12 protein-coding genes are annotated in these 13088 nt (G+C 70.9%); 7 read left to right on the forward strand and 5 right to left on the reverse strand.

Features of this window, described 5'->3' with window-relative positions; genetic code table 11:
* Positions 1-28 precede the first annotated feature (28 nt).
* Positions 29-1195, reverse strand: coding sequence for a permease (locus Q8A52_RS44930; RefSeq protein ID WP_316763561.1), 1167 nt, complete (start codon positions 1193-1195; stop codon positions 29-31).
* A 160-nt stretch (positions 1196-1355) separates the two neighbouring features.
* Between Q8A52_RS44930 and Q8A52_RS44935 the strand changes: the two genes are divergently transcribed.
* Both Q8A52_RS44935 and dacB read left to right on the forward strand, forming a co-directional pair.
* The gene (locus tag Q8A52_RS44935) at positions 1356-2531 is read left to right on the forward strand and encodes a PP2C family protein-serine/threonine phosphatase (protein WP_316763647.1); all 1176 of its coding nucleotides are present in this window, start codon (positions 1356-1358) and stop codon (positions 2529-2531) included.
* A 26-nt stretch (positions 2532-2557) separates the two neighbouring features.
* Complete coding sequence (gene dacB, locus Q8A52_RS44940; protein WP_316763564.1) at positions 2558-4165, forward strand: D-alanyl-D-alanine carboxypeptidase/D-alanyl-D-alanine endopeptidase; 1608 nt, start codon at positions 2558-2560, stop codon at positions 4163-4165.
* Between the two features lie 48 nt (positions 4166-4213).
* Here dacB and gap read toward each other — a convergent pair whose 3' ends face one another.
* Positions 4214-5212 (reverse strand): type I glyceraldehyde-3-phosphate dehydrogenase, encoded by a 999-nt coding sequence (gene gap / locus Q8A52_RS44945; protein WP_316763567.1) that lies wholly within the window; start codon positions 5210-5212, stop codon positions 4214-4216.
* Between the two features lie 127 nt (positions 5213-5339).
* Complete coding sequence (locus Q8A52_RS44950; RefSeq protein WP_316763569.1) at positions 5340-6296, reverse strand: GlxA family transcriptional regulator; 957 nt, start codon at positions 6294-6296, stop codon at positions 5340-5342.
* An 84-nt stretch (positions 6297-6380) separates the two neighbouring features.
* On the opposite strand from Q8A52_RS44950, the gene Q8A52_RS44955 reads away from it, so the two are divergent.
* Entirely contained in the window at positions 6381-7238 is an 858-nt protein-coding gene (locus Q8A52_RS44955) for a DMT family transporter (RefSeq protein ID WP_316763571.1), read from the forward strand.
* Between the two features lie 87 nt (positions 7239-7325).
* Here the strand turns inward: Q8A52_RS44955 and Q8A52_RS44960 are convergent, their stop codons facing one another.
* Positions 7326-7892, reverse strand: coding sequence for a hypothetical protein (locus Q8A52_RS44960; protein ID WP_316763574.1), 567 nt, complete (start codon positions 7890-7892; stop codon positions 7326-7328).
* Positions 7893-7997: 105 nt separating this feature from the next.
* Positions 7998-9335, reverse strand: a complete 1338-nt coding sequence (locus Q8A52_RS44965) for a lanthionine synthetase LanC family protein (protein ID WP_316763577.1) — start codon at positions 9333-9335, stop codon at positions 7998-8000.
* A gap of 234 nt (positions 9336-9569) precedes the next feature.
* On the opposite strand from Q8A52_RS44965, the gene Q8A52_RS44970 reads away from it, so the two are divergent.
* The 4 genes from Q8A52_RS44970 to Q8A52_RS44985 all read left to right on the forward strand — a co-directional run bounded on the left by Q8A52_RS44970 (position 9570) and on the right by Q8A52_RS44985 (position 12971).
* Positions 9570-10262, forward strand: a complete 693-nt coding sequence (locus Q8A52_RS44970; protein ID WP_316763580.1) for a DJ-1/PfpI family protein — start codon at positions 9570-9572, stop codon at positions 10260-10262.
* A 41-nt stretch (positions 10263-10303) separates the two neighbouring features.
* Complete coding sequence (locus Q8A52_RS44975) at positions 10304-10627, forward strand: hypothetical protein (RefSeq protein ID WP_316763583.1); 324 nt, start codon at positions 10304-10306, stop codon at positions 10625-10627.
* A 101-nt stretch (positions 10628-10728) separates the two neighbouring features.
* On the forward strand, positions 10729-11934 hold the full coding sequence (locus tag Q8A52_RS44980; protein ID WP_332845905.1) for an MFS transporter: 1206 nt from the start codon (positions 10729-10731) through the stop codon (positions 11932-11934).
* A gap of 68 nt (positions 11935-12002) precedes the next feature.
* Positions 12003-12971: a cyclase family protein gene (locus tag Q8A52_RS44985; protein WP_316763584.1), complete on the forward strand. Its 969-nt coding sequence runs from the start codon at positions 12003-12005 to the stop codon at positions 12969-12971.
* The last annotated feature ends 117 nt before the right edge of the window (positions 12972-13088 follow it).

The raw sequence follows: 13088 nt of genomic DNA on the forward strand, positions 1-13088 counted from the left end.
AGCCGCGCCCGCGGTCAGGCCTGCCCGTTCATCCCGACGCATGTGCGTGCGCGTCTTCACCGTGATCCGGTGAGCCGCCCATCATCCGCAGCATCGCGGGACCCCCGGTGCGCAGGAACCGTACGAGCAGGGCCGCGGCCAGGAGCAGGAAGGCGATGTTGAGCCAGGTGGTGTAGTTCCAGGTGATGCCTTCCTCGGGGAGCCTCGCATCGGCCTGGTCGGGGATGAGGCCCAGGCCGCCGAAGAGGAACTCCACCGCGTACCCGGCCACCACCATCGCGACGTAGAAGGTGGCCAGCAGAAACCCGGCCATGCGCGCCCCGTAGTACTTCCGGTAGATGTTCAGGATCGGCAGGATCAGCAGGTCCGCGTAGATGAAGGCGATCACGCCGCCGAAGCTGATGCCTCCCTTCCACAGCACCACCGCGAGCGGCACATTGCCGATGGAGCAGACGAAGGTGGCGATGGCCACGAGCGGGCCGACGAGCGGGCCGATCAGCTTGGCCGCGAGCGGATGGCCTTCGAGGAAGAACGAGCGCCAGAACTCGGCCGGCACCCACGCGGCGATCGCGCCCGCGATGAGCAGGCCGGCCACCAGGTCGCGCAGGATGGCCGCCCACTCCATCACGAAGATGTGCGACACGGAGGTGAAACCGCGACCGGAGAACAGCCGCCGTGCGAAGCCGCCCTCGCCCTGCACGGACATGTCCATCGCCGCATGTCCCTCCATCGAGCCCGCCACCCCGCGCTCGGCCTGTTCACGGGCCCGGCGCAACAGCCGCTCGCGCAGGAAGACCCGGAAGAGCACGGCCAGCACGACGATCATGATCGGCCCGCCGACGAACTCGGCGGCGGTGAACTCCCAGCCCATCAACAGCGCGAGGATCACGCCCAGCTCCACCACGAGGTTGGTCGAGGCGATCTCGAACCCCATGGCAGCCGTGAAGTTCGCGCCCTTGCGGAACAGCGACCTGGCCAGGGCGACGGCCGCGTACGAACACGAGGACGAGGCAGCGCCCAGCCCCGTCGCCAGGGCGAGGCTGCGCGGCCGGTCGTCCCCGAGGTGCCGTACGACCGCTTCCCTGCGGACGACCGCCTGCACGACCGCGGAGAGCGTGAAGCCCAGGATCAGCGCCCAGGTGATCTCCCAGGTCATCGATCCGGCAATGGAGAGGGCATGTCCGATCGCGTGCACGGTGCCTGCCTGCCTCTGGGCCGTCGCGTCTCTTGCGTACCGTAACGACTGTCCCCCAGGGGCGTATGCGACACACGGGCAACGATGCCGCCCGACAACACCCCGCGGGCGACCGTGCCCGGGACGGTGCAATCTGGAAGATGTGGACGTCCGGCAAGGCATGGCCGGCCTGCGGCAGCCGTGGCAGCAGAGCCATGCACTGCTGGTGATCCCGATCGCGCTCATCGTGGTGATCACGGTCGTGGACCAGCTGGTCCCGGCAGACGTCCATCTCGGTCCGCTCCTGGTCATCGCCCCCGCGATCACCGTTTCGTTCGCAGGACCCCGGCTGACCGGGTTGATCGGGTTCCTGGCTGTGGCGGCGCAGGCATACATCGGCTGGCACTTCGGCGTGCTGTTCTCGCGCAACGTGCTGGTGCAGATCCTTGCCCTGGCAGTGCTGTCGGCGCTGACGGTGTTCTACTGCGTCGTACGTGAGCGACGACTGCGCCAGCTGGCACAGGTGCGCGCGGTCGCCGAAGCCGCACAACACGTCCTGCTGTGGCCGCTGCCCGAGCGGATCGGTCCGCTGACGATCGCCTGCCTGTACCTGGCCGCCGAGGACGAGGCCCAGATCGGCGGTGATCTGTACGCCGCGACCTCGACCGACACCGGCGTGCGGGTCGTGATCGGCGACGTACGGGGCAAAGGCCTGTCCGCCATCGGCGAGGCCGCCCTCATCATCGGGGCCTTCCGCGAGGCCGCCCACCAGCACACCGCTCTGCCCGAGCTGGCCGCCGCCCTCGAACGCAGCGTGGTCCGGAATCTGCCCGACCTCGTGCCGGAGGAGGAAACGGGGGAGCGGTTCGCCACCGTGCTGCTGGTGGAGATGTCGGACGAGGGCCATCTCACGCGGATCCTCAGCTGCGGTCACCCTCCGCCATTGCTGCTGAGCCCCGCCGGGACCGTCACGGTTCCGGTGCACCCGGCGCCCCCGCTGGGAATCGGAGCGCAGACACCCACCGAGTACACCCTCGACGTGTTCTCCTTCGAGCCCGAGGACACCCTCCTGCTCTACACCGACGGCGTCATCGAGGCCCGCGATCCCGGCGGCGTCTTCTACCCGCTCGCGGAACGGGCCGCCCAGTGGGCCGGCAGCGCTCCCGAAGAGCTCCTGCACCACGTCCGCCGCGACCTCCTCGCCCACGTCGGCGGACGCCTCGAGGACGACGCCGCGATCATCGCGCTCTGCCGCACGCCCGAAACACACCGGCACCGAAAGGGCATCCACATGGGCAGGTCCGCTCCCGGCGCCGGAAATGCCGTGCACCTTCAGACGCATACCCTGCCGGACTGAGGCAGCCGCGACGGACGGAGCGCGCTGTGAGAACGACCCACCCCAGATCCCCGCGGCGTCGCCTGGCCTCCGTCTGCGCCATGCTGCTGCTCGCGGCACTGCCCTCGTGCACACCGGCCGGAGCTGCCCCGTCGCCGTCCGGCGACAGCGACTCGAGCCGACTCGACCCCCGGATCACGAAGATCATGGGGAAGCCCGAGTACCGCAACGCCCAGTGGGGCCTGCTGGAGACGGAACCCGGCAGCGGGCGCGTGGTGCACAGCCTGTTCCCGGGACAGTTCTTCATCCCCGGATCGACGGCCAAACTGTTCAGCGTCTCCGGCACCTGGCAGACCCTCGGCGCCGACCACCGCTTCGTCACCCCGGTCCATGCCGTCGGCGAGCGGCACGGTGCCACGCTGACCGGCAACCTCGACCTCGTCGCCCAGGGCGACCTCACCATGGGCGGCAGGACCCGTCCCGACGGCACGGTCGCGTACACCGATCTCGACCACACGTACGCGAACGACTTCCCCGGCGCCACCCTCACCCCGGAGAACCCCCTCGCCGGGATCGACCGGATCGCCCGTCAGGTGCGCGCCTCAGGCATCACCCGGGTCGACGGCGACGTGATCGTCGACAACCGGCTCTTCCTGCCCGATCCGGAACTCGACCCCGTCCCGACGCCTCTGATCATCAACGACAACCTCATCGACCTGCTGACCACCCCCGGAGACCGCCCCGGCACGACCGCCCGGCTGGACTGGCGGCCCAGGGTCGCCCCGTACGACGTCACCTCGACGGTGAGGACGGTGGAGGCCGGCAAGCCGACTGCCATCACCGTGACGGCCACCGACGGCGGCACCCGGATCCGGCTGTCCGGCACGATCGCGGTGGACGCCGAACCACTGCTTCGCACCTCCCCGATCACCGACCCGGCCGCTTTCGGTCGCACGGCGCTCATCGAGGCACTCGAGCGGGCCGGGGTGCACGTCACCGCCGACCCGACCGGCCCCAACCCGGCTGCACGGATGCTGCCGCGTGACTACCAGGGCCGGCCACGCGTGGCCGAGTACGTCTCACCTCCCTACGCCCAGTACGCCAAGCTGATCCTCAAAGTCAGCCACAACCTGGGCGCGAACCTCGGGATCTGCCTGATGGCCGTCGAAGCGGGCAGCCGCCAGTGCATGGACGGCTTCCCCGTACTCGCCGACTTCCTGGACCGGGCACGCGTCGACCGCAAGCAGGTTCAGCTCGCGGACGGCCGGGGCGGCAACCCGGCCGACCGTGCCACACCTCGGGCGGTGGTGCAGATGCTGACGTACTGGCAGCGCACCCGTGACGCGCAGCGCTTCCGGGAAGCCCTTCCCATCCTCGGTGTCGACGGCCTGCTGGCCGAGAACTGCCGCACCTGCCCGGCGCGCGGCAAGGTGTACGCCAAGACGGGAGCAGCCGTCGGACCGGACGCCGTCAACGCCCGCCTCGCCGTCGGCGCCATCACCATCGCCGGCTATCTGGACAAGGGCAACGGCCGCTTCGACACCTACTACGCAGGCGTCAACGGTGCCTCCACCCCGACGACCGACCCGGCCGGCGTCGTGAGCATCGCCAACGACCTCGCCCTGATCTCCGCGTACCTGCAGGAGTCACACTGACTCGGCGGCGGCCGCTTCCACGGAGACGTCGTATGCGCGCCTCAGGGGTCAGCGAGCGGCGAGCAATTCCAGCGTGTCGATCACGCGGTTCGAGAAACCCCACTCGTTGTCGTACCAGGCGACCACCTTGACATGGCGGCCGTCCACGCGGGTGAGGGCCGAGTCGAAGATCGACGAGGCCGGGTTGCCGGTGATGTCGGACGAGACGAGGGCGTCGTCGGAGTACTCGAGGACGCCGGCGAGCGGCCCCTCCGCCGCGGCGAGGTACGCCGCCAGCACATCGTCGCGCGTCACGTCGCGGGAGACGGTCGTGTTGAGCTCGACGATCGAGCCCACCGGAACCGGCACGCGGATCGAGTCGCCCGACAGCTTGCCGTCGAGGTTCGGCAGGACGAGGCCGATCGCCTTGGCGGCGCCCGTCGTGGTCGGCACGATGTTCACGGCGGCGGCGCGGGCGCGACGGGCGTCGCGATGCGGACCGTCCTGCAGGTTCTGCTCCTGCGTGTAGGCGTGCACCGTCGTCATGAAGCCGTGCTCGATGCCCGCGAGTTCGTCGAGCACGGCGGCCAGCGGCGCGAGCGCGTTCGTCGTGCACGAGGCGTTCGAGACGATCGTGTGCAGGTCCGGGTCGTACGCATCGGTGTTGACCCCGAACGCGAGGGTGACATCGGCACCGTCCGACGGCGCACTGACGAGCACCTTCTTCGCGCCGGCGTCGAGGTGGGCGCGGGCGGCCTTGGCCGACGTGAAGCGGCCGGTCGCCTCCAGGACGATGTCCACTCCGAGTTCGGCCCACGGCAGTTGCGCCGGTTCGCGCTCGGCGAGCACCGTGATGCGACGGCCGTCCACGACAAGGTCGTTGCCGTCGACGGTCACCGGGCGACCGAGTCGGCCGGCCGTCGTGTCGTAGGCGAGCAGCCGCGCGAGGGTGGCGGGCTCCGTGAGGTCGTTGACGGCGACGACCTCGAGGCCGCTGTCGCGCTCGAGCAGCGCGCGCAGCACATTGCGTCCGATGCGGCCGAATCCATTGATGGCGATGCGAGTCATAAGTGGCGTCCCTTCGGTTCGACACCAGCGTCGTGTGCGCCAGTTGCCGGTGACAGCGGCGCGATCGCCACGGTTCAAAAGGATCGCGCCACGTGGTGGCGCGCTACTCACCGGCCCACTCGCCGCCCTACTCGCCGCGGGCGAAGGTGCGCCGGTACTCGCTCGGGGTGGTGCCGAGGATGCGCTGGAAGTGCAGCCGCAGATTCGCACCGGTGCCCAGTCCGACATCGGTGGCGATCTGCTCGACGCTGCGCTCGGAGCGCTCGAGCAGCTCACGGGCCATGTCGATGCGGGCACGCATGACCCACTGCATCGGTGTGTAACCCGTGTCGTCGGCGAAACGGCGCGAGAAGGTACGAGGCGAGACCGCCGCGTGCCGCGCGAGCACCGCGAGGGTGAGGGGTTCGTCCAGCCGGTGCAGCGCCCACTCGCGGGTGGCGGCGAACCGCTCGCCGAGCGGCTCGGGCACGCTGCGCGGCACATATTGCGCCTGACCGCCGCTGCGGTAGGGGGCCGCGACCAGACGCCGGGCCGCGTGGTTCGACGCGGCCACCCCGCGGTCGCCGCGCAGAATGTGCAGGCACAGGTCGATGCCCGAGGCGGCGCCGGCCGACGTCAGCACGCTGCCCTCGTCGACGAACAGCACGTTCTCGTCGACCCGGACCAGCGGATGCTTCGCCGCGAGCGCCCGTGCGTAGTGCCAGTGCGTCGTGGCCCGCTTGCCGTCGAGCAGGCCCGTGGCGGCGAGCGCGAAGGCACCGGTCGAGATGGCGGCGAGCCGCGAGCCCCGGTCGTGGGCGGCGATCAGCGCGGCGACCACGGCCTGCGGGGGATCGTCCCGGTCCGGAAACCGGTAGCCGGGAATGAAGACGATGTCCGCCCAGGTGAGCGCGTCGAGGCCGTGGGCGACGTGGTACGACAGGCCGTCACCGCCGGTCACCAGGCCGGGTCCGGCGCCGCACACCCGCACCTCGTACGGCATGCTCGCACGGGTCGTGAACACCTGCGCGGGAATGCCGACATCGAGCGGCTTCGCCCCTTCGAGCACGAGGACGGCGACGCGACGAAGCCGGGAGACTGGCACGGGGACAGGGTATGCGGGGCGACACACGCGACGCGTGCCGGTCTGCGGCAGGAGGATGCGCGGCGGACGGGGCATGGTGGGTGTGTGATCGTGCTTGCTGTCGTCAGCGCTGTGATGGGGGCCGCCAGCAACGCGGTGGGAACGGCGTTCCAGCGGAAGGCCGCCTCATCGGTGTCCCGGGGTGGCGGTTTTCGTCTGCTGGCTGCTCTCGTACGGCGCCCTGCCTGGATGATCGGCATCGCCGGCGTCATGGGCGCGGCCCTGTTCCAGGCCCTGGCCCTGGTGAACGGGCCCATGGCCCTGGTCCAGCCGCTCTTCATCCTGGAGCTGCCGTTCGCCCTGTTGGTGGCCGCTCCGCTGATGCACCGCAGACTGCCCGCTAGGGGCTGGTGGGCGGTCGGGGCGGTGGTCGCCGGTCTGGCCGTGGTCCTGGCCGCGGCAGCGCCGGCGGGCACCCGGAACCAGGCGGCCATGGTGCGCTGGGTGCCGGTCCTGGCGCTGCTGCTGGGAGCAATGGTGGCGGCCGTCGTCCTGGCCCGACCGGGACGCTCACCGCTCTTTCGCGCGGCCACGCTCGCCACGGCCGCCGCGATCGGCAACGCCCTGACCGCGGCGCTGATGAAGTCGGCCACCGGGCGGCTTGCCGACGCCGGTCTTCCCGCGTTCCTCACCACCTGGCAGACGTACGGGTTCGCCCTCGTCGGTATCTGTGCCGTCCTGCTGCTGGAGAACTCCCTGCAGGCCGGTGCACTGGCCGCTTCACAGCCCGCGCTGACCATCGGTGACGCGACGATGAGCCTCGTCCTGGGCGTGGCCCTGTTCAGTGAGCACATCCGTACGGGCTGGTGGATCCTGCCGGAGGTGGCGGGCGCCCTGCTGATCGTGTGGGGTGTCGTCCGGCTCACCCGCGTGGTACCTCACCTCATCGAGCTCGCTCACTAGAGCGGCATACGGCCGACGCGGCCGCAGGGCGCCGAACCTCCAGGACAGCCGCTGTCTGGGCCAAGGATCGGTCCTCGTGCATGGTGATCACATGTCCGGCTGTCGGCCCGGCAGTCGGCGGCGCGCCCATCTCTCCGCCTGATCGGCGTGCGCCACCAGACGGGCCTCTCTCCGTGGACGCCATGTCAGGTCGGCGATGAACAGCGCGACCACCACCCAGGAGGACACCGCCTCCCCGGTCGACCCATGGAAGGTGTCGATCAGCGCTACGAACACCGACACAACGGCGGCGAACAGCACCACCCACCGCACCCACCCACCGCGTTCGCGGGTCTTGCGCAGGCCGTCCGCATAGGCGACGACGGCGGGAGCCAGGGAGGCGTCGCCGATGTCCTCCCCGCGCCGAGTGGCGCGTACGACCGCCGCTCGCTCGGCGTGGCTCAGTTCCTCGGCCCCGGGCCAGGCCCTGCTCATCCGACGGGCCATCATGGGGCCGTAGAAGGCGGCCAGTACCAGGAACACCACGGCGGCGATCGGCCAGGCGCCCGACTCGACGAGTGCGAATGCACCGGCGACGAGACCGGTGGGAACTCCGACACCGAGTGCCCTGCCGACCGGCTTCCTTTCCCACACCCAGCCCGGAATCACCGCCATGGGCTCATGGTGGCAGGAGCGGGCGCGCAAGCGATCGGATCACCGCACCGGCGCGTCGGCGTGGAGTCCGGCACGGGTCGGCTCGGGGCGAGCCCGCCGCTCCTCTCACGAGGCCGTACTGCGCAGCTGCGGCGGCACTGCCCACCACTGGTCCGGGCGGTCCACCACCACAGCGTCCGGGCCGGTCTCGAGGAACCGGGCGAGGCGGAGAAGGTACGCCGCGATGCCCGCCGCACCCTGCATCCACGTCGTGCTCGGCGGCAGGAGCGGTGGGTCGTTGCGGTGTTCCAGGAAGCGCCAGCGGGCGCCCGCCTCGTCCCTGATCGCCCGCTCCACCAGCGCGTCGCCCATCGTGCGCGCCGCCTGAAGCAGCGTTTCGGCTCTTGCCGTGCCCGCGCCGTCCTGTGCCGCGTCCAGAAGTACGTCCCCCACGCCTGCCGTTCCGCAGCAGCGGCCGTCGTTGTCCCAGAAGCCCGGCCGCAGGCGTTCCGGTACTCCCGAGGTGAGGATCGAGGTCAGACAGCGCTGCCGCAGTTCGCCGACGTCGAGGCCCGACACCTCGGTCACGCCCGCGTGCGAGAGCGCCGAGAACAGGTGGGAGGTGCCCGCCGGACCGTGGCACCAGGTGTACGTCACCGGCTCCACCTCCCGTTTCGACGGCGGGATCGTATGCGGCACGATGAAGCCGCCGTCCTCCAACGAGCCCACGGACAGTACGTGTTGGGCTCCCTTCACCGCGGCCTCGACGAAGTCCGCCCGGTCCAGCGCCACACCGGCCACGGCCAGCGCGGCCGCCACCCCGGAGGTGCCGTGCGAGTAGTTCGGTGCCCTCGACTCCGTGCCCGGCGCCATCCCCCAGTCCAGGCCCGCTTCCGTTCGGTCCGCCGTGCGCAGCAGGGCTTCGCCGCCGGTTGTCGCAACGGCCTCCGCGAACTCACCGCCCGCCCAGACGGCGGTCATCACCACACCGGCGGACCCCATGATGATGTCGTTGAGGGGCGCGTCGGAACCCGGTTGGAATTCGAGGGTGCTCTTCCAGCCTTCCGGGGTGGCCAGGTCGGCCAACCGCCGCAGCGCGATCGACTCCCTGCCCGGGGCGAGCAGCTTCAGCGCCGTGGTGTCGCCTGCCAGGCCGTCGTACAGCGAGGGTTCCGTTCTGCCCTCGGCTTCTTCCGACAGCCTGGTCACGATCCCCGCTGCCAGGGTCCGCTCGCTGTCGGTCCAGGCCCGGTACTGCTCGATCTCCGCCAACACCGGGGCGAGGCCCGCGATCCCTGCGTACAGCGAGTCGCGATCTTTCGGCGGTGCCGTGTCCCGGCCTTCCTCCGACGCCGAATCGGGCACCGTTTCCGGCAGCCACGGGCCCTTGTCCTCGAGGACCTGCTTCAGCACCCATGACCAGGCGGCCTCTCCCAGCTCCTGGTACGCGTCACTTGTCACCACCCGGACACGCTACAGCGGTCCAGGCCCCCGCGGATCGTCGAGGCAGGGCTGGCGAGATCCCGTTGAAGGGTGTCATGAACGCCCCTGGGGGCGAGCAGTCCCCGGGCCTAGCGTGGCGAACGCAGCCGGCCGCCGTCGGCTCGACTCCGACTCGGAGACATCTCGACCGCGACCTCGGAGACATCACGACCTCGACCTCAGAGATGTCTCGTCCCCGACCTGAGAGACATGCAGATGCACGTTCAAATCGTTCTGTTCGACGGGTTCGACCCGCTCGACGTGATCGCCCCCTATGAAGTCCTCCACGCCGGCGGGAGCGCCTCCGGCGGCGCGGTGACGGTGGAGCTGGTCTCCGCCGAGGGCCCCCGGGAGGTGGTCAGCGGTACCGGAGGTCTGGCGTTGCGCGCCACCGCCGTGCTGGACCCGGACCGCCCCGGTGTGGTCCTGGTCCCCGGCGCCTCGGGCCGGGTCGGCGAGCCGGGCGAGACGCCCGACCAGGACGCAGGCGCCAAGGCGCAGTGGCAGCAGGACGAGTTCATCCCCGTGCTGCTGGGCCGCACGCTGACCACCGAGCTGCCCGGACTGCTCAAGGCGGCCATCGACAATCCGCAGATCAGCCTGGCAGCGGTCTGCGGCGGCTCGCTGGTGCCGGCGATGGCCGGTCTGATCGAGGGGCGCACTGCCACGACCCACCACATGGGCCTGGACATGCTGGATGCCACCGGCGTCCACGCCGTGCGCGCCCGGGTGGTCGACGACGGTGACCTGGTCACCGGAGCCGGCGTCACCTCGGGCCTGGACCTGGGCCTGTATCTGCTGGAGCGCGAGGTCGGTCCGCTGATCGCCCACGCGGTCGAGGAACTGTTCGCCCATGAGCGCCGCGGCACCGTCTGGCGTGCCCACGGCCCCGTCCCCACCGCCTTCTGATGTCCGCCACCCGCACCGAGACCGTAGGGAGCCACCACAGCATGAACGTCGAAGGCACCTGGGACCTGACCATCGCCACCCCCATCGGGCGCATCAAGCCCGTCATCGAACTCCGCCGCGCAGCCGGGCAGCTGACCGGGATCGCGCACGGCGCCGGCGAGCACGTCCCCCTCGTGGACGTCGCCGTCGACGGCCGGACGCTCACCTGGAAGCAGGCCGTCACCCGGCCGATGCGCCTGAACCTGGCGTTCACCGTGACCGTCGTCGGTGACACCCTCACGGGGACCTCGAAGGCCGGCCGCCTCCCCGCCTCGAAGGTCACCGGCCACCGCCGGACCGCAGCCGAGGCACCGGATCCTCGGTGACAGGGCCGGTCAGGTCGTGCGGCGGGGGCCTCTGGCCGTAACACCGATCTGGCCGCCGCCAAGATGGCCGCCGTGTCCTATATGGATGCCTATGGTGGGGTGTGATCACCAGTGACACCGACCGCCGCCGGCAGGGCCACCGGCCCGGGTACAAGGCCGCGGCGGGCGTCTTCGCCATCGGCATGATGGGCACCACTCTGCCGACGCCGCTGTACGGGCTGTACCGACAACAGATCGGGTTTTCCGAGCTCACCGTCACTGTGGTGTTCGCCGTCTATGCGGTGGGCGTCATCACCGCTCTGCTGATCGCCGGTGGCTTCTCCGACGTACTGGGGCGGCGTCCGGTGCTGCTGTGCGCGCTCGCCCTGGCCGCGCTCAGCGCGCTGTGCTTCCTGTTCGAGGGCGGACTGCCGATGCTGTACGTGGGCCGGGTGCTGTCGGGTTTCTCGGCGGGGCTGCTCAGCGGAACGGGCACCGCGACCGTCCTCGACCTGGCGCCGTCCGGACGACGTGCACGCGCCGCACTGGCGGCGACCGCGGCCAATATGGGGGGCCTCGGACTCGGCCCTCTCATCTCCGGCTTCCTGGCCCAGTACGCGCCCTGGCCGCTCAAGCTGCCCTTCGTGGTGCATCTGGTGCTCGTGGCGATCGCCGTCGCGGTCACCTGCCTCCTGCCCGAGACCGTGCACCACACCGGGTTCCGGCCCCCGCTGCGGCCGCAGGGCATGACCGTCCCGGCCGAGGTGCGCGGTGTGTTCGCGCCCTGCGCCCTGGCGGCCTTCGCCGGCTTTTCCCTGCTCGGCCTGTTCACGGCGGTGGCCCCGGCCTTCCTCGCCCAGACGCTCGGCGAACACAACCTGGCGGTCGTCGGTGCCGTCGTCTTCTGCGTGTTCGGCGCCTCGACCTGCGGACAGGTGCTCATGGGACGTGTCGGGGCGCGCAGGGCTCTGCCGTGGGGGTGTCTGGTGCTCGTCACCGGGCTCCTCGTCATCGGAGTCTCGTTGCTCGTGACGTCCTTTCCGGTGTTGCTGGTGGGTGCGGTGACGGGCGGCGTGGGACAGGGCATGGCGTTCCGGGCGGGCCTGACGGCGGTGAGCTCTGCGGCACCCGAGGCGCAACGGGGCGCCACCATCTCGGCGTTCTTCGTCGTCGCGTACGTCGGGATCTCCCTGCCGGTCGTCGGAGTCGGCGCCCTGACGGAGGCGCTGGGGGTGCGCGATGCCGGTCTGGTGTTCGCGGGGTGCGCGGTCCTGCTGGTCACGGCAGTGGGCCTCCGGGTGACGCGCCATCCGCCCCGAGACCTGTGAGGCGGGCGTGTGCGACGCTGGAGTTCTGATCACCGCAGCGACTCCATGACCGGGAGTGGTGGGTGCGGATGAGTTCCAGCTTCCCCGACGGTCCGCAGCCCGCCCCGGCTGCTTCCGGCAACGGGCCCGCCGTCTCCCGGCAGGAGTTCGACGCACTGTTCGAGTCGGTCCGTACGTGGGGGCGCTGGGCCCCGGCCGACCGTGGTGCCTGGAATCGGGTGACCGCGGACCATGTGCGCCGGGCCGCGGCGCGGGTGCGGTCCGGGACGGTCGTGCCCCTGGGGCTGCCCTGGAACACCCGGGCCGGCCCCGACAACCGTCGTCCCGCCGAGCACCGTATGACCGATCTCGGTGATGTGGAGGCGCCCGAACCCTGCGCCCACAAGGACTTCATCGGCGCGGACTACCACGGCAAGGCGGTCACCCATCTGGACGCCCTGTGCCACATCGCCTATCGGGGGCAGCTCTACGACGGCCGGACGGCGAGCGAGGTCGTCGACGCCGGCGGTGCCCGCTTCGGCGCCGTGTCGGAGCTGGGCCCCCTCGTCACGAGGGGTGTGCTGCTCGACCTGCCCGCGGTTGCCGGGCTCCACTGGCTGGAACCGGGGCAGGCGGTCCATGCGCTGGACATCGTCGCGGCGGAGAAGGCGCTGGGCGTGACGCTCGGCGAGGGCGACGCGCTGCTGTTGCGCTCGGGTCACGTCCGCCGCCGGAAGGAACTCGGTGCCTGGGATTCCGACGCGGCGAGCGCGGGCCTTCATGTGGACGCCGTGCCGCTGCTGGCCGAGCGCGGTGTCGCGCTGCTCGGTGCCGACGGCGACAGCGATGTGCGGCCCTCGCCCGTGGACGGCGTTCACTCCCCGGTCCATGCCCTGGCCGTGGCGGCGATGGGGGTGCCCCTGCTGGACAACCTCGACCTGGAGGCGCTGTCCGTTGCGACGGCCGAGGCGCGGCGGTACGAGTTCCTGTTCGTCCTGTCACCGCTGAACGTGCCGGGCGGAACGGGCTCGCCCGTCAACCCGGTCGCGGTTCTGTGACCGGTCGCGGTTCGGTGATCAGTGGTCTCGTCGGTCACGGCGTGCGTCGACGGGCAGTCCCGTTCGGTCACGGGGTGTGAGGGGTCTTGCGATGCCATGACTGGCGCCCTTTATGAC

Source organism: Streptomyces herbicida (genome assembly GCF_032656585.1).
Lineage (GTDB): Bacteria > Actinomycetota > Actinomycetes > Streptomycetales > Streptomycetaceae > Streptomyces > Streptomyces herbicida.